Origin of the sequence: Mesorhizobium sp. M0478, from assembly GCF_040321305.1 — a bacterium.
Taxonomy (GTDB): Bacteria; Pseudomonadota; Alphaproteobacteria; order Rhizobiales; family Rhizobiaceae; genus Mesorhizobium.
Genome location: NZ_JAMYRH010000002.1, coordinates 538,399 through 557,581, shown reverse-complemented (window position 1 = coordinate 557,581; position 19,183 = coordinate 538,399). Strand labels below are relative to the sequence as shown.

21 protein-coding genes are annotated in these 19,183 nt (G+C 62.9%); 14 read left to right on the top strand and 7 right to left on the bottom strand.

The window, feature by feature from the left end; all coding sequences use genetic code 11:
• Positions 1-235 precede the first annotated feature (235 nt).
• Positions 236-472, top strand: a complete 237-nt coding sequence (locus tag NKI64_RS07135) for a hypothetical protein (RefSeq protein WP_023683739.1) — start codon at positions 236-238, stop codon at positions 470-472.
• A gap of 118 nt (positions 473-590) precedes the next feature.
• On the opposite strand, the gene NKI64_RS07130 is transcribed toward NKI64_RS07135, so the two are convergent.
• Positions 591-1,223 (bottom strand): hypothetical protein, encoded by a 633-nt coding sequence (locus NKI64_RS07130; protein ID WP_155923215.1) that lies wholly within the window; start codon positions 1,221-1,223, stop codon positions 591-593.
• Between the two features lie 286 nt (positions 1,224-1,509).
• Here NKI64_RS07130 and NKI64_RS07125 point away from each other — a divergent pair, with 286 nt between their 5' ends.
• From NKI64_RS07125 to NKI64_RS07115, 3 genes are all read left to right on the top strand, one after another.
• Positions 1,510-2,025: a hypothetical protein gene (locus tag NKI64_RS07125; protein ID WP_023672002.1), complete on the top strand. Its 516-nt coding sequence runs from the start codon at positions 1,510-1,512 to the stop codon at positions 2,023-2,025.
• 101 nt (positions 2,026-2,126) lie between these two features.
• On the top strand, positions 2,127-2,621 hold the full coding sequence (locus tag NKI64_RS07120; RefSeq protein ID WP_352667200.1) for a YegJ family protein: 495 nt from the start codon (positions 2,127-2,129) through the stop codon (positions 2,619-2,621).
• A gap of 11 nt (positions 2,622-2,632) precedes the next feature.
• A complete protein-coding gene (locus NKI64_RS07115) occupies positions 2,633-3,634 on the top strand; it encodes a serine hydrolase domain-containing protein (protein ID WP_023823422.1) in 1,002 nt (333 codons plus the stop codon).
• 28 nt (positions 3,635-3,662) lie between these two features.
• Here the strand turns inward: NKI64_RS07115 and NKI64_RS07110 are convergent, their stop codons facing one another.
• Positions 3,663-4,640: a DUF3137 domain-containing protein gene (locus tag NKI64_RS07110; protein ID WP_023741083.1), complete on the bottom strand. Its 978-nt coding sequence runs from the start codon at positions 4,638-4,640 to the stop codon at positions 3,663-3,665.
• Between the two features lie 46 nt (positions 4,641-4,686).
• Positions 4,687-5,733 (bottom strand): CapA family protein, encoded by a 1,047-nt coding sequence (locus NKI64_RS07105; protein ID WP_031199227.1) that lies wholly within the window; start codon positions 5,731-5,733, stop codon positions 4,687-4,689.
• A gap of 146 nt (positions 5,734-5,879) precedes the next feature.
• Between NKI64_RS07105 and NKI64_RS07100 the strand changes: the two genes are divergently transcribed.
• The 4 genes from NKI64_RS07100 (at position 5,880) to NKI64_RS07085 (ending at position 12,614) form a co-directional block, all read left to right on the top strand.
• On the top strand, positions 5,880-7,145 hold the full coding sequence (locus NKI64_RS07100; protein ID WP_352667195.1) for a hypothetical protein: 1,266 nt from the start codon (positions 5,880-5,882) through the stop codon (positions 7,143-7,145).
• Between the two features lie 123 nt (positions 7,146-7,268).
• Positions 7,269-10,427 (top strand): excinuclease ABC subunit UvrB, encoded by a 3,159-nt coding sequence (uvrB, locus tag NKI64_RS07095; protein WP_023672007.1) that lies wholly within the window; start codon positions 7,269-7,271, stop codon positions 10,425-10,427.
• A gap of 339 nt (positions 10,428-10,766) precedes the next feature.
• Positions 10,767-12,293, top strand: coding sequence for an ABC-F family ATP-binding cassette domain-containing protein (locus NKI64_RS07090; RefSeq protein WP_023672008.1), 1,527 nt, complete (start codon positions 10,767-10,769; stop codon positions 12,291-12,293).
• Positions 12,294-12,440: 147 nt separating this feature from the next.
• Positions 12,441-12,614 carry a hypothetical protein gene (locus NKI64_RS07085; RefSeq protein ID WP_023672009.1) on the top strand — a complete coding sequence of 58 codons (174 nt, stop codon included), beginning with the start codon at positions 12,441-12,443 and terminating at the stop codon, positions 12,612-12,614.
• 48 nt (positions 12,615-12,662) lie between these two features.
• Here the strand turns inward: NKI64_RS07085 and NKI64_RS07080 are convergent, their stop codons facing one another.
• Positions 12,663-13,277 carry a glutathione S-transferase family protein gene (locus NKI64_RS07080; RefSeq protein ID WP_023672010.1) on the bottom strand — a complete coding sequence of 205 codons (615 nt, stop codon included), beginning with the start codon at positions 13,275-13,277 and terminating at the stop codon, positions 12,663-12,665.
• Positions 13,278-13,477: 200 nt separating this feature from the next.
• Here NKI64_RS07080 and NKI64_RS07075 point away from each other — a divergent pair, with 200 nt between their 5' ends.
• Positions 13,478-13,906 (top strand): VOC family protein, encoded by a 429-nt coding sequence (locus NKI64_RS07075; protein ID WP_023691563.1) that lies wholly within the window; start codon positions 13,478-13,480, stop codon positions 13,904-13,906.
• A 71-nt stretch (positions 13,907-13,977) separates the two neighbouring features.
• Positions 13,978-14,331 carry a DUF1428 domain-containing protein gene (locus NKI64_RS07070; RefSeq protein ID WP_023733342.1) on the top strand — a complete coding sequence of 118 codons (354 nt, stop codon included), beginning with the start codon at positions 13,978-13,980 and terminating at the stop codon, positions 14,329-14,331.
• 7 nt (positions 14,332-14,338) lie between these two features.
• Here the strand turns inward: NKI64_RS07070 and NKI64_RS07065 are convergent, their stop codons facing one another.
• Together NKI64_RS07065 and NKI64_RS07060 are read right to left on the bottom strand one after the other, a co-directional pair.
• The gene (locus NKI64_RS07065) at positions 14,339-15,973 is read right to left on the bottom strand and encodes a tetratricopeptide repeat-containing sulfotransferase family protein (RefSeq protein ID WP_023691564.1); all 1,635 of its coding nucleotides are present in this window, start codon (positions 15,971-15,973) and stop codon (positions 14,339-14,341) included.
• A gap of 202 nt (positions 15,974-16,175) precedes the next feature.
• A complete protein-coding gene (locus NKI64_RS07060; protein ID WP_023683727.1) occupies positions 16,176-16,358 on the bottom strand; it encodes a hypothetical protein in 183 nt (60 codons plus the stop codon).
• A gap of 323 nt (positions 16,359-16,681) precedes the next feature.
• Here NKI64_RS07060 and NKI64_RS07055 point away from each other — a divergent pair, with 323 nt between their 5' ends.
• Genes NKI64_RS07055 through NKI64_RS07045 form a run of 3 tightly spaced genes read left to right on the top strand, consistent with a single transcriptional unit; the run spans position 16,682 to position 17,389 of the window.
• Entirely contained in the window at positions 16,682-16,951 is a 270-nt protein-coding gene (locus NKI64_RS07055; protein WP_023672014.1) for a hypothetical protein, read from the top strand.
• Complete coding sequence (locus NKI64_RS07050; RefSeq protein ID WP_023672015.1) at positions 16,948-17,214, top strand: hypothetical protein; 267 nt, start codon at positions 16,948-16,950, stop codon at positions 17,212-17,214. Before NKI64_RS07055 ends, NKI64_RS07050 begins: the two co-directional genes overlap by 4 nt.
• A gap of 37 nt (positions 17,215-17,251) precedes the next feature.
• A complete protein-coding gene (locus NKI64_RS07045) occupies positions 17,252-17,389 on the top strand; it encodes a hypothetical protein (RefSeq protein ID WP_023683725.1) in 138 nt (45 codons plus the stop codon).
• A gap of 555 nt (positions 17,390-17,944) precedes the next feature.
• On the opposite strand, the gene NKI64_RS07040 is transcribed toward NKI64_RS07045, so the two are convergent.
• A complete protein-coding gene (locus tag NKI64_RS07040; RefSeq protein ID WP_023672018.1) occupies positions 17,945-18,358 on the bottom strand; it encodes a Kazal-type serine protease inhibitor domain-containing protein in 414 nt (137 codons plus the stop codon).
• Between the two features lie 484 nt (positions 18,359-18,842).
• Here NKI64_RS07040 and NKI64_RS07035 point away from each other — a divergent pair, with 484 nt between their 5' ends.
• Positions 18,843-19,055 (top strand): cold-shock protein, encoded by a 213-nt coding sequence (locus NKI64_RS07035; RefSeq protein WP_006202520.1) that lies wholly within the window; start codon positions 18,843-18,845, stop codon positions 19,053-19,055.
• Positions 19,056-19,183: the final 128 nt, after the last annotated feature.

Genomic DNA, 19,183 nt, shown 5'->3' with positions numbered 1-19,183 from the left:
GCGCCGAACGAAGCTCGCAAGGGTGGAGAACGGCGTGGTCTGGAACGGGCACTGCCCTCGGGCGGTGACTGGCAGGACCGTCAAAATCAAGGCCGGCATGGCGCGACGACTTCACGGAAGTTGCTGCCGCGACCGTGTCCTGATTTGACAGGGAGGCGCTGGGAGAAATCCCGGCGCCGACTGTCTTTTGGGCCAAGGGTCCGGTCGGCGAAGCGACGCGTAAGAAGCCGATACTTTGCTGGAACGCGATTTCGGCGCTGACGGCACCATCTTCATCACCAGGCGCGGTCAGCAATTCACCGACATGATCCCGCGCCTGATCGACAGAGGCGTGTCCTTCGTCGAGATCGGTGGCAACGACGCGATCATGCTCACCGTGCTTTCGGCGGCAGACTTCGCTCCGCCCGAAGGCGCCCGGGCGCTGTTCAGCCAACCGTTCCGATCGATCCGGCCACCCGTCGCACCGGGCTGATCGTCGCCGTGCGCAAGCTGCACATCGTGCTGCCGGCGCTGTTCGAAGCAGGCGCGAGGCTGGAGCGCGTCTACAACTGAAGCCGCGCCCTGCACCGCGGCCTGCCCGGCGGGCCAAGCTACTTCTTCGGGCCGATGCCCGGGATCAAATTGAGGCCAGCGTTTATATATTCCGGCCGTATGGCGCCGCTGATGAGCGTGAAGGTGGCGAGCATGATGCTGGCCAGCGCACCGTCATGCCATGGCCTGAGGGCCAGCGCGTTTACGGCATAGGCCCAGAATGGGAAGGCGAGCATCGACATGACGATGTTGGCTCCCGGAGCCTCCGCATTGTCGGCTGAATCGCTGACCGATTTCAGATACACCGGCGTCATCGCCAGCGCGACGATCAACATGATCCATGAAATGGTCCAGACGCTGATACCGGCCATTTCAATCTTATAGATGGCTGCCTGCACCTTACCCGGAATGTCCCCCGGATTGCCTTTGGTCTCTTCCGCCACCGCATCGGTCAACGCCTTGGCAACCGGCTGCTCAGTGGCATTGACCAGGATGGAGTTGACGAAGATGAAAAATGCCACGACTTCGGCAGGCACGTACTTCGCCACCCGGTCGAGATAGCCGTCGCCGCCTTTCGATCCTTGATCTTCTTGCTTGTCATCGTCGACGCCGAGCGGAGCATCGCCTGGAATGCCCTCGAGCGTTGAATCCCTTTTCGGCACAGGCTCAGCGGACCGAACAATTCTTCCCATGACAAACCCCTCCTATATTGTTGTATCGCCCCGTGAGTATCGTAGTAGAAAACCGGGCCAAGAAACAGTTGTCGCGGCCATAGCCAACAAGATTTATTCAGGCTTCTTCCTGCAAATGCATCACGCTCCCGCCCTATCTGCTACCGGGTGTCTCGAAATCCACCTATAGTGAGCCGTACCCGAAAAACGCATCCCCCGGCTCATCGCGTGATCGCGGCCAAAATCCCGCCTTGTTCGCGCGCGATGGAAGGACTGGCTGCCGGGGGGCAATCCGAAGGACAAGACCGTGATCAAGACCGCCCTTGTCGCCATGACCATTGTCGGCTGCGACTGCGACGCCAAGCTTTGCGAATATATCGGCGAGACGCCGGCGAAGTGGGCGACTATCGCCGACTGCGAAGCGGCGATGAAAAGCCAGATGCTGCACCAGAAGAACTTCGACTATCCGCTGGTCTCTGGCATCTGCCGCAGCAAGGGGTCGGCGTCTTCTTCGCAACTGGCGGCGGCCGCATCCCGCCCGGAACTGAAGCCGGCCAGCCGGAATGTCCAAACCCCGTTGCCGCCGGAACTGAGCCATCGGCCGAGCGTTCCCGTCGGCTCCCCGACGACGGCCATGGAGGCAGCAGCGGTACGGCCCGTCGCCTACGAGCAAGTGGTCGATGGCGGAACAGGCGTGCTCTACCGCACCAGGAACGGCTACGCCGTGGTCAAGACAGATCTCGGCCGCGTCGCGTCGGCAACGGTCGGCATTGCCAAGCGGTCCGCGAACTGGCTGGCAGGGCTGGTGCCGAGCGGGTTGTGAGCGGCCTGCCGTTCGGACCATACCACGCTGTCGCACTGCCGTTGAAAACTCCAGATAGATGCATGATGGTGTCAGGCATCGACACGCAGGAGCGCCATTTCATGAAGCATGCAGTTCGAACCGTGCTGTCCCTGGTGCTGGCCTTGGCGCCGATTCCGGCCGGTGCGCAGGATTCCGGCCAGGGCGGCGACAAGGTTGTAGGCGTCGCCAGGGACGATCCGGAAATGGCGGCGGCCATTGCGCAGGCGCGCGCCAGCCTCGATGAATTCCTGTCCTTGTCGGATGCGCCGCCAGCCGGGACAACCAGCTACAAATTGAAGGTCGAGGTCAGGGACGGAGACGCCTCGGAACATTTCTGGATCATCCCCTTCCACAAGACCGCGACCGGCTTTGCAGGAACATTGGCCAATGAGCCGCAAGCGGTGCACAATGTCGTGGCCGGCCAGGAACTCGAATTTAACCGGAACGATATTTCCGACTGGGGCTACACCAGAAACGGTCGCCAGGTCGGCAGCTTCACCGTCTGCGTGATGTTCAAGACGATGGCGCAAGAAGATGTCGAATATTATCGCCAGAACTACGGCTTCGACTGCTGAGGCGCGGCGACATGAAAGGGGCTGAATATCCCGGCGAAAAATGGAACGTCGTATCGGCGGCCGATGCCGGATGGAACGTCGATCTCCTCGCCGAGGCGAAAGCAGCGGCACGGCAATTTGGTTCGATAGCGTCTGTGGCCATCCATCGCGGATCTGTCGTCGCATCCAGCGGTTCGGCCTCGAAAAAAGTCGTCATCCGCTCGGTCCGCAAAAGCCTGCTGAGCGCTCTAATCGGCATCGAGGTCAAGCGCGGACGCATTCGTCTGGACAACACGCTGGGCGAGCTCGGCATCGATGATGTCGCGCCGTCGTTGAGCGAAGCCGAAAAGCAGGCAACAGTCGGCGATCTCATCAAGGCTCGGTCCGGGATTTACCACCCGGCGCTCGCCGAATCCGAACAGATGAAAGCCAACCGGCCCGTCCGCGGCAGCCACCCCAGGGACAGCCACTGGTATTACAACAATTGGGACTTCAACGCCCTTGGCACCATCTATGAGAGGGCAACCGGCCGCTCCGTTTTTGACGGCTTCCATGCCGACATCGCCGTCCCGCTCGGCATGCAGGATTTTCACCCTGACGACGGCGCGTATTTGCGCGGCCCCGAATCGGAGCACCCCGCCTATCATTTTCGCATGACCGCGCGCGATCTTGCCCGATTCGGCCTTCTGTACCTGCGCAAAGGCAGCTGGCGCGGCACGGAGATCGTGCCGCGGGCGTGGATCGAAGACAGCACAAAGGCTTATTCGATCACTCCAGACGGAAGCGGCTATGGTTACATGTGGTGGACGACCGGCCGTGATGGCGAAGCCCAGTCCGAAGCCACCGTTCTTCGCAATGCGGATTTGCCCAGGGTTCGCTATTTCGCCCATGGCGGTTTCGGTCAGATGATCGGCGTCTTGCCGGCAGCCGAACTGGTAGTCGTCAACCTCGCGGTCAGCCGCTCCAGATCCGCCGAGGAGCAGCGCAGGCTCGGCGATATTGTCCGCCTTGTCGCGAGAGCCGCACCCGGATGAATGGCGGCTTGTTGCAATCGGGAACTGCCTAGCTTGCGGCCGCCTCGCCATCCGTCGCGCCGATCTTGCGCACCAGCGCCGCGGTCGCCAGGATCGCGCCCATATCGGCGATCATCGGGGCGATGTGCTTGGTGTAATCGAGTGGCACGGAAATGGCGGGCAGTTCGAAGAAATTCTTCGGCTGCGGCAAGAGCAGGAAACCATCGCTGCCATTAAGTGCCACCCGCGCCGGATCATCGCGCCATGTCTCGTGCAGCCATTTCAGCGCCTGCGCCAACCGGCCGCTCACCAGCGGCTGCGCGGCGGCGACATTGTCGGTGCGAAATTCGTAGTCGCCGTCGAGCAGCGGATCGCCGCTGGACAGTTCCTGCATCTTGCCGGCGAAGATGCCGCGGAAGAAACCGACCACCGCGTTGCTGCGGCGCGTCGCGACCAATATGCCGGGGAACGGCGCGATCGTCTCGAACGCAACGATGACGCCCTTGAAGACCGTCGACGAGCCTTTGCCCGAACCTTGGCGCAACTCCGCCTCGTAGAGCTCGAACGGAAAATCCTCGTAGCGGCCTGACACGATGTCGTCGAAGCTCTGCCGGTTGAAGGCGCCGACCACGGCGCGCGGCAGCCGGTCGAAGGAATTCGGCGTCACGCTGTGCTGATAGCGCACATCCCTGATGAAGCCGAAGATGATCGGCAGCAGCGTGTCACGGAACGATTGCTGCAGCCGCGTCGCCGGCCTGATCGCCAGGAAGTACAGCAGCAGCGCCGCGAAGAAACCGCCGACATAGAGGAACACATGCGGCGTCGAGAACCATTGCTCGTTCAAGTCGGCGACCTTGTTGAACAGCCAGGCCACCAGCACGACAAAAACCAGCAGCAGCCCCAGAAACACCGGCACCCGCCAGCGCACCTGGCGGCAGGCCGAAGCCCGTCCAGCCTCATAGATCTCGATATTCTTCCTGATGCCGGCGACCACCGCTTCATCAGGCATGAACTCAGCTGCTTCCATCGCCCCCTCGCAAAGTCCTATTATACCTATGATAACGGGAAAGTTGTCAGTCGCCAAAGATCGCCTTCAGCCTGGCCTGGACCTTGCCCTTCATCCGGCCAGTCAGCGCCTCGACCGGAACCAGCCGCTCATGCCCGCCTGCGCGCAGCCGCATGAAGGGATGCATCCGGTACCCGGCGATCGCACCGCGCATGCCGAGATCTGCGCTGACATCGACGACGAAAATGCCGGCGATGCGGCCGGGCCAGGGCTGCCGCGCCAGCGCCGTGCCGAGGAAGTCGCCAAGCCCGTAAGCCACGAGCGTCTTGCCGACCCATTGCACCGGCTGCACGACATGGGCGTGGTGCCCGGCAATCAGCCCCACGCCGTGACCGGCCAGCAACCTCGCCAGCGTTTGCGTTTGCGGCTGCGGAAAATGCCGGAACTCCCAGTCCCAGTGCGGCACCGCACAGGTGAGATCGATGTTCTTGTCGGCCGCGCCTCTCGGCCATGCCGCCGGATCGCCTTGCATCGAGACAAGCTCGGTGAATGGCCCGGCGTCACCATTGCGCCACAGTGTGAAGGCGGCAAAGCCGATCGTCAGCGGCCCGGCCTTGACCTGCTCGACCGATCCTTTTTTCGCGGTGCCGATGGTGCGGATTCCAAGCCGCTTCAACGCCGCAACGGTCTCGTCGAAACCGGCGACGCCCTGGTCGAGCACATGGTTGTTGGCCAGCGACAGCACGAGCTTTTCACGCGCGATGCCTACGGCAGCAAGCGCCGCGGCAAGAAACCGCTCGCTCATCGCATGGTGAGTGCCAAGCCGCGTGCCAAACGCCACGCTCGGCCGCTCGACGACCGGACTTTCGCAATTGCCGATCACCAGATCGGCTGAGCCCAAGAGCTTTGCGATTTCCGGATCGCACTCCGGCGCACTACGGTTGGCCACCGCCGAAATATCGCCGACAAAGGCCAGCCGCACCTTCCGCCCCGGCGGCGGATCGATGATCGTCGTCGCCGCCCTCGGTGCGAGATCCCTGACATCGCCGCCGAGAGACGGTTTCAGGAAGCGCGGCAGCCATGACAGTTTGTAGGAAAGCGGATAGTTCGACACGCGACGCCCAATCGTTTGCCCAATCGGTTAGCTTGTGTAGACGGTCTGCCCGGGGAGTGTCGACCGTCAGTCCTTGAAACACTGCCGCCGGCAGACACGGCGCCAAATGCGTGTAATGTCTGCGCATCACATAGTGGAGGGATGAGATGACACGTTTTGCAGGCCTGCTGGCGTCCGCCTTCCTCCTGTTGCTGCCGCTATCTTCGGCCCGCGCCGCCGCGCCCAAAGCGGCAACCGCTTTGGTCGAGGCCAAAACGGTGACCGAGCGCAACCGTGCGCTCACAACGCTTGAGTCTGCAGCGAAAGGCGATCCGGCGTCAGCCTACGCCGCCGGCGCCGGCGAATTCTTCACCGCCCTGGAAATCCTGGCCGGCGGCCTGCACCGCCACGGGTTCGAAAGCCCGCAATCCTTCATGCTGCCGCTGATGCGGCTGCCGATTCCGGACAATCCCAATCCCGAACCGCTGACCTATGAGCAGTTCCGCGCCATTCTGGTCGCCTTCCGCGACCGGCTGGAGACATCCGCGGCCACTCTGGGCTCGGTACCCGCCGATGCCGATATCGGCATGGTCGTCGACCTCACCCATGCCGGCATCGATCTCAACGAAGACGGTGCCATCGCGCCGGATGAAAGCATGGCCGCGATCATGGCCTCGCTGTCGCGCGGCGGTATCTCGTCGGACGGCGCCGCTCCCTCGCTCACATTCCGCTTCGACCGGGCCGACGGTTTCTGGCTGCAGGGCTATGCCGAATTCCTGATGGCGCAGGCCGATTTCTGGCTGGCGCATGATTTCAGGACCATGTTCGACGGCTCGTTCCACATGCTGTTCCCGCGCGCCAAACTGCCGCTGCAGGACGTTCTGGTGCCTCCCGCCGGGGACATGGGCAGCAGCATCTTCTCATCGGAATGGCGCATCGCGGATTTCATCTCCATGGTTCACCTCGTCAACTGGCCGGTGGTCGAGCCCGAGCGACGTCAAGCGGCGCGCCGCCATCTGCTCGAAATGATCCGGCTGTCGCGCCAGGACTGGAAGGCGATCCGCGCCGAGACCGACAATGACCGCGAATGGCTGCCGGGACCGCAGCAGAAGGGCGAGAACCCGCTCACCGGGCTCGAAGTCGGCGAGGAGCAGGTCGAGGCCTGGCTCGCCACTCTGACCATGGCCGAAGACCTTTTGGAAGGCCGCAAGCTGCTGCCGCATTTCCGCATCACGGTCAGCACCGGCCAGGGCATCAACATGAAGCGTTTCTTCGAAGAACCGAAGCCTTTCGACCTAGTGCTGTCGATTACCGGCCCGGCCATCGCGCCCTACCTCGAGAGCGGTGAGATCGTAACCAGCGGCGAGTTCGACCAGATCCAGCGCCAGTTCGGTGGCGGTGGGTTTTTGACCTTCGCGCTGTGGTTCAATTGAGCAGGCGGCCTGGCTTCGCGTAACACAGCTCCTGACACCCTTGTGTCAGGAGCTTCGACCCCGCTTAGCGCCCTTCGCCACTGCACTCTTTCCATTTTGGCGGACTCTGCCCATATTTGGGGCATGGCCAAACTCCCTGACAAAAAGACACCGTCTCCGGCGGGTGACAACGGCGCTTCGCCGCCGAAGCGGCGCAGCCCGCTGACCGATTTCCTCGATGCCTCGGAGCCTCTGCACAGAGGCGGCTTCGCCGAGGCGCCGCAGGCCGACTTCACCGGCACGCCGCTGAGCGGCTCGATTGCCGACTGGGCAGAGCAGATAGAGCAGGAGGCCGAGAAGGAAGGGCGTAGTTCCGGCGGCGCCAAGCCGCCGAAGGTGGCGAAGAAGATTCCGGAACGCTCAACCTCCCCCGGCCGCAGTTCGCGCGGCACCTCGATGGGCGGCGCGGCCACGGCCCGCGAGCGCACCGCCGCCGGCCTCAACCCGGTCGCCGGTCTCGACATCTCGCTGGAAGACGCCGAGACGATGGCCTCGGGCAGCGTCACCGCGACGGTCGCGGCGCTGTCGGCGCTGATCGAATCCGGCAACCCGCTGCACAAGGACGGCGTGCTGTGGACGCCGCACCGCCCTGCCCGCCCGGAAAAATCCGAAGGCGGCATCGCCATCAAGATGGTGTCGGATTTCGAGCCGGCCGGCGACCAGCCGACCGCCATCAAGGATCTTGTCGAGGGCGTCGACAACAATGATCGCACTCAGGTGCTGCTCGGCGTCACCGGCTCCGGCAAAACCTTCACCATGGCCAAGGTGATCGAGCAGACGCAGCGCCCTGCTTTGATCCTGGCGCCCAACAAAACGCTGGCCGCGCAGCTCTATTCCGAGTTCAAGAAATTCTTCCCCGACAATGCGGTCGAGTATTTCGTCTCCTACTACGACTACTACCAGCCGGAAGCCTACGTTCCGCGCACCGACACCTTCATCGAGAAGGAATCCTCGATCAACGAGCAGATCGACCGGATGCGCCATTCGGCCACGCGTTCGCTGCTCGAGCGCGACGACGTCATCATCGTCGCCTCGGTGTCCTGCATCTACGGTATCGGCTCGGTCGAGACCTACACGGCGATGACCTTCCAGATGCAGATCGGCGACCGGCTCGACCAGCGGGCTCTGCTCGCGGATCTCGTCGCCCAGCAATACAAACGCCAGGACATCAATTTCGTCCGCGGCTCGTTCCGCGTGCGCGGCGACACGATCGAAATCTTCCCGGCTCACCTTGAAGACCGGGCGTGGCGCATCTCGATGTTCGGCGACGAGATCGAGGCGATCACCGAATTCGATCCGCTCACCGGCCAGAAGACCGGCGAGCTGAAGAGCGTCAAGATCTACGCCAACTCGCACTATGTGACGCCGCGTCCAACGCTCAACCAGGCGATCAAGTCGATCAAGGAGGAGCTCAAGCACCGGCTGGTCGAGCTCGAGCGCGCCGGCCGCCTGCTGGAGGCACAGCGGCTCGAACAGCGCTGCCGCTTCGATCTTGAGATGCTGGAAGCCACCGGCTCCTGCGCCGGCATCGAGAACTATTCGCGCTATCTCACGGGACGCCAGCCGGGCGATCCGCCGCCGACTTTGTTCGAATATATCCCCGACAACGCGCTGGTCTTCATCGACGAAAGCCACGTCACCGTGCCGCAGATCGGCGGCATGTATCGTGGCGACTTTCGGCGCAAGGCGACACTGGCGGAGTATGGTTTTCGCCTGCCCTCCTGCATGGATAATCGCCCGTTGCGCTTCGAGGAATGGGACGCCATGCGTCCGCTCTCCGTCGCGGTTTCTGCGACACCCGGCGCCTGGGAGATGGAACAGGCCGGCGGCGTGTTCGCCGAGCAGGTCATCCGCCCGACCGGCCTGATCGATCCGCCGGTCGAAGTCCGCCCGGCGAAAAGCCAGGTCGACGATGTCGTCGGCGAAATCCGCGACACCACGGCCGCCGGCTACCGCACGCTGGTCACCGTTTTGACCAAGCGCATGGCCGAAGACCTGACCGAATATTTGCATGAGCAAGGCGTGCGCGTTCGCTACATGCACTCCGACATCGACACGCTGGAGCGCATCGAGATTCTACGCGATCTCCGCCTCGGCGCTTTCGACGTGCTGGTCGGCATCAACCTGCTGCGCGAAGGCCTCGACATTCCTGAATGCGGTTTCGTCGCCATCCTCGACGCCGACAAGGAGGGCTTCCTGCGCTCCGAGACGTCGCTGATCCAGACCATCGGTCGCGCCGCCCGCAACGTCGACGGCAAGGTCATCCTCTATGCCGACCAGGTCACCGGCTCGATGGAGCGGGCGATGGCCGAGACCAACCGCCGCCGCGAAAAGCAGATGGAATGGAACGCGGCCAACGGCATCACCCCGGAATCGGTGAAGTCGCGCATCTCCGACATTCTGGACTCGGTCTACGAGAAGGACCATGTCCGCGCCGATATCTCGCAGTTCACCGACGGCGCCGGTGCGATGATGGGCAACAATCTCAAGGCTCATCTCGACGCCATGGAAAAGCAGATGCGCGACGCCGCCGCCAATCTCGACTTCGAGAAGGCCGCCCGCATCCGTGACGAGATCAAGCGGCTGCGCGAGATGGAACTGTCCATCTCGGAAGACCCGCTGGCCAAATACGCCGACATGGAAAGCCCGGTCTCCGGCCGCGAGAAGGGCAAGCACAACAAGGGCGTGGCCAAGCACCGTACGGCTGAGGAACAGGAGCGTTTCCGCAAGTTCGACGACGCACGCGCGGCTGAAGAGGCGGCCAGGGCTGCCCGGTCCAACCTCTTCCGCAAGCCGGCGCTCGACGAAATGGGTGCCGAGGGCGCCGTGCCGGTGAAGAAGCCGCTATTTGCCAAGCCGTCGATCGACGATATGGGGCCTGGTACCGACATGCCGACGCCGTCAGGCGCGGTGTCGCGCTCGCTGTTCAAGAAACAGTCGGCGCAGGAAGCGCACGGCTCCGACTTCGGCATTCCGGGCGACGCGACTAGGCCCCTGTTCAAGAAGAACTCACTGGACGAGATGACGGTTCGGCGGACCGAAAAGCCGGTCGAAGGAAAAATGCCGGCCAAGCCCCAGCCAATCTCCCCCCAGCTGGGGGAGATGTCCGGCGGGACAGGCGCGAAGGATCGCGACGCCAAGCCAATGATTCGCCAGCGCGCCGGCATCGGCTCCTACGAAGACCCAGGCGACGCCCGCCGCGAAAAGCGCCGGCCGGGCAAGACGGGACGGCCGGGGAAATAGACCTCTTCCCTTCTCCCCTTGTGGGAGAAGGGAAGAGCGCTCCACCACCGCCGCATCCGTCGCCCACTTGCCTCCACCCCCGCCTTTGGTGTAATCGCTCCACACACTCAAAGTTTTGTCTTGAAAGGAGGGCTGCGTGTCTATCGATCACCATCGTCAGCGTGGCCCGATTTCTGCCCTGCGAGTTCGCTTGCAGGGCTGACCAGGGACATCACGGGTTTTTTCCCGCTTCGATTTTTTTGGTCTGCCCTTCGTGGTGCGCAAAGCTGAGCCTGATGGCCGGCACGCGCACCGTCAAAGTGCATTGAGCCGGACACCGGCAAGACCAGAGAAATCACAATGGCCCTGATCAGCCTCAAATCCCTCGGCGTCACCATGAGTGCGCCGCTGTTTTCCAACCTCGACCTCACCATCGGCACCGGCGACCGGCTCGGCATCGTTGCCGCCAATGGCCGTGGCAAGTCGACCTTGCTGAAGTGCCTGACCGGCGCAATGGAGCCGACCTCCGGCGACATTTCCCGCACGCGCGGCCTGCGCGTCGGCCATGTCGAACAATCCGTTCCTCCTGCCCTTCTCGGCCGCAGCTTCCACCAGGTGGTGGCCGACGCCTTGCCGGCGGGGCAGGCCGACAGCGAGATGTGGCGGGTCGACGTGGCGCTGGATTCGCTCGACGTGCCCGAGCCGATGCGCGAACGGCCGATGCAGGCGCTGAGCGGCGGATGGCAGCGGCTGGCGCTGATTGCCCGCGTCTGGGTCACCGACCCCGATGTGCTTTTGCTCGACGAGCCCACCAACCATCTCGACCTCGCCAAGATCAGCCAGCTGGAAAGCTGGCTGAACGCCCTGCCTCGCGAGGTGCCGGTGGTCATCGCCAGTCACGACCGCGCCTTTCTCGACGCCGTCACCAACCGCACGCTGTTCTTGCGCCCGGAGGACTCGCCGGTGTTTGCACTGCCCTATTCCAGGGCGAGGCAAGCGCTCGACGACCTGGACGCTTCGACGGCGCGCCGGTTCGAGCGCGACATGAAGGTGGCGCAGCAACTGCGCAAGCAGGCCGCCAAGCTCAACAACATCGGCATCAATTCCGGCAGCGACCTTTTGACGGTGAAGACCAAGCAACTCAGGGAACGGGCGGAGAAGCTGGAAGACGCCGCGGTATCGGCGCATCGCGAGAAATCAGCCGGCGCGATCCGGCTGGCCAACCGCGGCACCCATGCCAAGGTGCTGATTACGCTGGACGACGCCACGGTGGAAACGCCGGACGGCATGCTGCTGTTCAAGACCGGCAAGCGCCACATCTGCCAGGGCGATCGCATCGTGCTGCTCGGCCGCAACGGCGTCGGCAAGTCGCGTTTCGTCAACCTGATCCGCAATGCCATCTCCGAGCCTGACACGGTGCCGAACGTCAAAGTGACGCCGTCGACGGCGCTCGGTTACAGCGACCAGGCGCTGGCCGGCATCAGTGGCGACGACACGCCGCTGGCCATGGTCTCGCGCCGCTACGATGTCGGCGAGCAGCGCGCCCGTTCGCTGCTTGCCGGCGCCGGCGTTGTCATTGAGATGCAGGAGAAGAAGATCGGCGTGCTGTCCGGCGGCCAGAAGGCGCGGCTGATGATGCTGGCGCTGAGACTCGCCAACCCCAACTTCTACCTGCTCGACGAGCCGACCAACCATCTCGACATCGACGGCCAGGAAGCGCTGGAGGAGGAACTGCTCAAGCACCAGGCGAGCTGTGTGCTCGCCTCGCACGACCGTTCCTTCATCCGCGCCATCGGCAACCGCTTCTGGCTGATCGACAAGCGGAAGCTGACCGAAGTCGAAGACCCCGAGGATTTCTTCCGCTCAGTGGCTGAAACGGCGGGCTGAGGAACTACCACCATGGGCCGCACTGTGTTGCGGCCCATGGTTTCACATCTCCCAGAATATTTTCAGCGCTCTGTCGGATCGCCTGAACCTGCTGCGTCCTTGGGATGCCGACACGATGATGCCGGCTTCATCTGAGGAGAACGCATCATGTCCATCCTGTCATCCATAGGCCGCGTCGCCGCCCGTTACGCACAGAACCGCGCCCGCTATCGCAGCGAGCGCGAGCTTCTGGCCCTGCCGATCGAACTGCGCAAGGATATCGGCTGGCCGGAAATCCTCATCGACGCGCAAAACGGCCCGCGGATCTGCAGGGCGCCCTGACCATGGGTCGGGAAAGATCGATGCAGGCCGCCGCGGGGCGACCGTTGCTCAGTCATGCGTATCGCCCGACAGCGGCGTCGCCTGCATCGATCGACGCTTTTCGAACGCCTCGAACCAGCGCGTCAGCCGCGCCCGCGCGCGAAAGGACGGCAGCTGGCGGAACGCCATCCAGGACAGCGTGGTGGCAAGCGCTATATGGCCGACATGGAGCGGTGTCTCGTCGTCCAGCGCGCTTTCGATCCAGTCATAGCTGGCCTCGATTTTTTCCCGGTAGCCTTCGGCAAGCGCTGCATAGCGCAACTGTTCGGGCCGCCTTTCCGTCTCCCAGCGCAGGCCTATGCCCGTCTGCGCCAGGCCTTGGGCGACCGCCTGCAACCGCAACGCCTGCCAGCGCGCTTCGCCGTCCTGCGGCAGCAATTTGCGGCCGTCATGCAGCGTATCGAGATAGGCGCAGATGACATCGGAATCGAAGAGCGGCGGCGCATCCGGCCGCAGCAGCACCGGCACCTTGCCGAGCGGGTTTTCGGCGTAGACACTGGCATTGCGCAAGGTCGGGCTGGTCTCGTGATGAATGACCTCGAGCCGGTCGGCAAGCCCGACCTCATGGGCGAAGACGAGCGCTTTGCGCGCAAAGGGCGAATGGGTCTGGTAATAGAGGATCATTGTCGTCTTAGCGGGGTTAAAGGAGCAGTCCCCTTTCTAGCCTGCTGACAGCGAGCATTGCGCTCTGATTGGGCGCCGCCGACGCAAGTTCGTTTCGCCAGAAAATCGCATCAGACATGTAGGATCGCGGCCGGCTCGTTCGTCCTAGGGTTCGCAAGGCCAAACCAAATGCCCAGACCAAACCCAAAGAGGAACAAGACATGACCGACCAGACCCCCATTCAGCCGGCCGCGAAAGTTCTCGGTGGATTGACCCCCTATCTGCAGCTGGACGGCGCCTTCAAGGCCGCCGAATTCTACAAGAAGGCTTTCGGCGCCGAACAGGTGTTCTTCTATCCGCCCGATGAGCAGGGCCGCACGATGCACATCCATCTCCACATCAACGGCTCGACGCTGATGATTTCCGATTTCTACCCCGAAAACGGCATGCCTGCCGTCAAGCCGCAGGGCTATACCATGCAGCTCCATCTCGGCGCCGACGAGATCGATGGCTGGTGGAAGCGCGCGGTCGGTGCCGGCTGCGAAGTCGCAGTGCCGCTGCAGCTGATGTTCTGGGGCGACCAGTGGGGCAACATGCGCGACCCCTTCGGGGTCGAATGGGCGATGAACGCGCCGGCGAAGAAAGACTGACCACCGCTGACAAAGCTCCTCACCGGCTGACGCCGGTAAGGAGCTTTGTGAGATACTCCAAGGAAAACCCAATGTCCTATGTCGATGGTTTCGTGCTCGCCGTGCCGAAGGCAAATATCGATGACTACAAGAAGCTGGCCAACCTCGCAGGCCCGATATGGAAGGAACACGGAGCGCTCGCCTACGTCGAATGTACCGCCGACGACGTGCCCTATGGCGAGTTGACCTCGTTTCCGCGTGCCGTTCAGGCAAAAGACGACGAGATCGTCGTCTTCGCCTGGGCCGTCTATTCGTCCAGGCAAAGCCGCGACGCGGTAATGGCCAAGGTTATGGCCGATCCGCGTTTGACGCCCGATTCGGGGCCCATGCCCTTCGATATGAAGCGCATGATCTTCGGCGGCTTCCAGCCCTTCATCGAGCTTTAGCCGCTGCTCAGGCCAGCTTGTCCAGCAGCGGCTTCAACCTGTCGCCATAGCGCTTCCAGAGATCGACCGAGCCCTGATACATCGGCTGGCGCACCTGCGCGGCCGAGGCCGTGCGCACCGGGCGGTCGGTCTCGTGGAACGACAGCGCCTTGTCGTCCCAGGACAGGCCGAGATGCCCGATCAGCGCCCGCGTCTGTCCCTCCTGGTCGGCCACGAAATCCTCGTAACGCACGTCATGGACGACGCCCGGCAGAACATCGTGCCAATGCGCCATGATGTCGGTGTAGATGTTGTGGAAATCGGCGAGCTCGCCCAGATCATAGCCGTAGCGGTGGTTGTCGCCGCGGAAATGCACCTTGTAGATCGAAAGGCAGGTCGCCGCCGCATCGCGCGCGCAATGGATGATCTTGGCTTTCGGCAGCATCATATGGATGAAGCCGATGAGCAGGAAGTTGCCGGGCATCTTGTCGGTGACATGCCTGAAGTTGGGATAGCGCTCATGCAGCATGTCGAGATAGGCTTGGCCCGCCTCCGCAAACTCCGCGTCGGATACATCGACCAGTCCCCAGGGGAAACCTCCCGGCATGGTCAGCGGAAATTGCTTGCCGACCGCGGTTTTCAACATGCTGAGCTCGCCCGCGCCATAGACTTGTGGATGGCTGGCGATGATCTGTTCGACCAGCGTGGTGCCGGAGCGCGGCATGCCGACGACGAAAATCGGCGTGTCGTCGGAGATTGCACTTGGCTTGTGCTTTTCGAAAAAGCCGGCGTTGAACACCGTCTTCATCGCCTCGAATTCGGCCCGCGTCCTGACCGGATCATAATCGATGCCCTTGCGGCGGATCGCATTGCCTTCAGCGAAATAGTCGAAGGCCCTGTTGTAGTCCTTCAAATCGTCATTGGCCTTGCCGAGACCGAAGGACAGCTGCATGCGCGCCAGGCTGTCGGCCGGCGCCTTGGCATGCTGGGCCTCCATGCCGGCGAGTTCGGCGTCGCGCTCCTTCTGGCGCTTGACCTGCGTCAGCATCAGCCAGGCTTTTGCCATGCCTGGCGTGATCGCCAGCGCCTGCCGGAACAGGTCGGCCGCCTCATCGAGCTTGCCTTTTTCCATCAGCCCGACGCCGAGCCCGTGCAACAGGTCGGCATCCCTGGGCCGGATCGTCAGCGCCTCGCGAAAGGTCGCCAGCGCCTCGTCCAGACGACCGGCTTCCTGCAACGTTTCGGCAAGCCCGATGCGGGCGCGGACATGGAAGGGATTGCGCCCGATTGTGCCGCGATAGATGTCCTCCGCAGCCTCGAACTGGCCGAGCTGTTTCAACGCCGAACCCAGATTGTCGCGTGCCGCGAGCTGGTCGGGCTTGAGATCTACCGCGCCGCGGAAGAAATCGGCGGCCGCTGCGATGCGGCCGAGATCGCGCATCACCGTGCCGAGATTGTTGAGGAAATCGGGATTCTTCGGCTGCAGACGCACAGACTGCTCGATCAGCTCCAGGCCTTCGGGGTTGCGCCCGGTCTGGTGCAGCAACAGGCCCAGGAAATGCGCCGCTGCCGGGTGATTGGCCTTGCGCGCCAGCACCTGCCGGTACAGCGTCTCGGCCTCCTGCCGGCGCCCGGCCTGATGCAGCTGCAGCGCCTGCTGCACATATTGGTCGAGGCCCAGCGGCGGCTGTCCGCCAGCTCCAGCACCCGCCGCTCTTCTCTGATCTCTGTTGATGGGAAACCTGCCGTGTTTTGTCCGCTTGCCGCGATCTAGGCCATCGGCGCTGCAGGTTCAAGGGAAGAGTGGGCTCGCCAAGGGCGCGGACCTCTTCGAAACTCTAGAGGAATTCCAGGAAATGTAGCGTTCAAATCAGCCGGTTGCTCTCGGCGAGCCGGCGCTCCCGCCGTTGCGTGCCGTCGGTGTCGGCAATCTTGCGCCGTGCCGCTTCGTCGCTTCTTATCGTCAGGCGCACTGATATTGCCTTGGGGAAGAGGACGATTGGCTCGATTGTTGCGGTCGGACGATCCGGCGTTTTCATGAATCTCATATATTTTTGCCTTTCGTAAAAAATAATCTTAGGGGCACCGGAATAATTATTCCGATGCGCTCTAAATAAGAAATTGGCTGATATTGTTCCACGATAGCAGATTTATTAGGGGTTTATACGAGAAATTTTTTATACCGGTCGAGCCGTGGCGGAAATCAGCTTGAATAGCCAACAATTTCGGATTATTGATCTGAGATCGTTTTTTGGGTCAAGCTTGGCATATAGCGGCGTCGGAGATACTCGACCCGCCAAACTCATTCCAATCGCCGATGGTTGAGTTCCCGGTTGATGCCGGAAAGCATCGACGAACCAGAGCCAAGCCAATGCCGGATCGCACCACCCGTTCCATCGCCCATTTCGCGGCACCCTTCGTGCTTGGCGGGCTGGAAGGGCAACTGCCGGCCGGCGACTATGACATCGATCACGACGAAGAGCTGATCGAGGGCATGTCGCGGCTTGCCTGGCGTCGCGTCGCCACCTTCATCCATTTGCCGGCAAGGGCGGTGAAGAACCCGGCCACCAGCCAGCTTGTCGCCATCGACTACCTCGAACTCGAAACAGCGCTGAGGCGCGACCAGGAGAACGCAGCATGATCCGCTTCCAGCAGAATGCGCGTCCGCGCACCGACACGCCCTCGCACCTCTTCGCCATCGGCCAGACCGTGCGCATGAAGAGCCGCAGCGGGCTCGCCCAGAAGACCGCCGAGCTGTTTCAGATCAAGAGCAGATTGCCGGTCAAGGATGGCTCGCCGCAATATCGCATCCGCAGCGAGGAGGAGACCTATGAGCGGGTCACCACGGAAGACAACCTCGAAGTAGCGGACGCCCCGGCTGTCCCCGACAGCCAGGCAGTCTGACACCGCACCCACCCAGCACGTACGAAGGAGCAGACGGATGGCCAAGGGTCAGCAGCGCAGCAATCGCGAAACGCGCAAGCCCAAGAAAGACAAGGTGGTGGCCAAGGCCGCCTCCCCGTTCGGTTCCTCGGTCAAGCAGGCAGAGAGCAGCCTGAAGCCGAAGTCGAAGGGCTGACCAGGCAGGGCGCGCCTGGCGCACCTGCCGGCAATGGACTGACGATCTCGGACTGACGATCTCGCCCAAAACTCTGCAACGGAGGCTTGCTTGACGTTCTTCGTCGAGCCGCTCGCGCGACGTCGACGAAGCCACGCTCGACAAGGTATCGCTGGACGCGCCGAACCTGCGCGCCGCCCTGCAGGGCGCCACCGCGCTGTTCCACAGCCTCGCCATGCCGCAGATCCCCGACCGTCTGCGCATTTGCGACGAGGACGGCGCAGAGCTTTATGCCGGCCCGGCCGACGGGGCGTATTCGGCGTAGGCAACCACTCCGATCCGCGACCTTGCCTTCTCCCTTGGGGGTGAGAAGCGGTCCGCGCAGCAGACGAAAAGCCAATTGTTGGCTTTTCGAGTTTCGAACGCCCTGAGCCTGCGAAGGACCAAGGGTGGTCCGGTCCACCCGCCCGGTCCCCGCTGCTTCGCAGGGTCCCGGCATTCGCCGCCTTTTTTATCGTGTCAGTGGGACGGTGAATTCGCCTCCGGCGGACTCACCCGACAGGGGAGAAGGAAAAATCAGCAGGGGCCGTCCTCGACGACGCGGTAGTCGGCGGCACGGGCCTCGCAGGCGTTGGGAAAGGTGCGCAGCTCGCCATGGCGGCGGGCGCAGACCGGGGCGTATTCGCGCGTGCAGAATGTCGGCTCTTCGCCACCACCGCCACCACCGCCGCCGTCGCGGCAAGGGCCGTCGCGAACGATGCGGTAGCCTTCCCGTTCGGCAAGGCAGGCATTGGCGAAGGTCTGGCGGTCACCGCCGCGCCGCGCGCAGACCGGCTCGTATTGCCTGGTGCAGAATTCCGGTTCCGGCCGTGGCGGGCGCGGACGTGGTCCCGGCCCGTCATCAACGACGACGGTGCAGGCCGCAAGAAGACCCGACAGGAAGAGAATAGTAAAACCCTGGCGCGAGAAGATCGTCGCAAGAAATCTCATGAATATGCCTCCCTCGAGACCCCCGTCCCCGGCGCAAAACGCGCCTGTCGATCCTCGCCATTCCCTTGCCAAATGCAACCCCCGTTTGCGGCGCGGGAGCCATGCGATGCCCGGCCCGCGCATTGCTTTGGCCCTGGACCAAACCGCTGGACCATGCGTGGCCGGGCTCTGGCTGATGAACTCTTAAGAACCCAGGTTTATCGAAACGCCTTCGTTGGGATGCGTCGATGGACGCGGCCCGCGGCGCTATCTTGCAACGATCACGTTTCCGTGCGATAAATTTTGTGTTCGGGCATTTGCGACCCGGAGAGCGGAACGTTTTGGACGACCTTTCCCCGATACTGTGAATCTCTGACGGCCCCATTTTCGGCGGGGGGTTTTACCATGCGCAAATGCAGGACTGCCGAAGCAACCACCGGGACTTGCCCACGATGCCAGGCGGCGGGCAAACCATAAGACTGACACGGGTGAAGGAGTTTCCCCAATGGCCCAGACCGGCACCGTTAAATTCTTCAACGCGACCAAAGGCTTCGGCTTCATCACGCCCGACGGCGGCGCCAAGGATGTGTTCGTCCACATTTCCGCGATCGAGGCCTCGGGCCTGCGTACCCTCGTCGACGGCCAGAAGGTCACCTTCGACGTTGAACCCGACCGCATGGGCAAGGGTCCGAAGGCGGTCAACCTCCGCGCGGCCTGAACCGGCGGTGCCCGCGCGCCCGTCAGGGCGCTCGAAAAAGCACCTAAAGCGTGTTTGAACCGGCTTTGTCAGCCGTCCAGAGTTTCGAAGGCGCGACGTTTCCCGTTGCGCCTTTTTCATGACGCCGT